General features: G+C 28.4%; 1 CRISPR repeat array.

The annotated features are described in order from the left end of the window. Position 1: 1 nt before the first annotated feature. Positions 2 to 487: direct repeats of the CRISPR family, unit length 30 nt; unit sequence ATTTCAATTCCAATAAGGTTCAATTATAAC. Positions 488 to 489 lie beyond the last annotated feature (2 nt).

Here is a 489-nt window from a genome sequence, read left to right as displayed (position 1 = left end):
AATTTCAATTCCAATAAGGTTCAATTATAACCTTCAAACTGCGTATTATAAAGATACTCATCATTTATTTCAATTCCAATAAGGTTCAATTATAACGATTGTTTCTCGAGGTTATGAGAATGAAATTGAATATTTCAATTCCAATAAGGTTCAATTATAACAGTTTTATACTAAATTTTTAATTATAATTTTCTAAATTTCAATTCCAATAAGGTTCAATTATAACATTCTGTTGTTTCGGCTGCTCAATTGCGTAATGTTAATTTCAATTCCAATAAGGTTCAATTATAACAGTGTTGCTGTTGTTGATGCGAACTCTTTTGTTCCATTTCAATTCCAATAAGGTTCAATTATAACCTGGATATTGTCCGTAAGGAGTTGGACGCTGTTCTATTTCAATTCCAATAAGGTTCAATTATAACAAGAATGAGGCTGAGATTAATAGTCTTGTTAAGCAATTTCAATTCCAATAAGGTTCAATTATAACCT

This window comes from Prevotella sp. HMSC077E09 (genome assembly GCF_001814685.1).
In the GTDB taxonomy this organism is placed as follows: Bacteria; Bacteroidota; Bacteroidia; order Bacteroidales; family Bacteroidaceae; genus Prevotella; species Prevotella oris.
The sequence above is the reverse complement of the archived record's forward strand: the minus strand, read 5'-3'. Positions and strand labels throughout refer to the sequence as shown.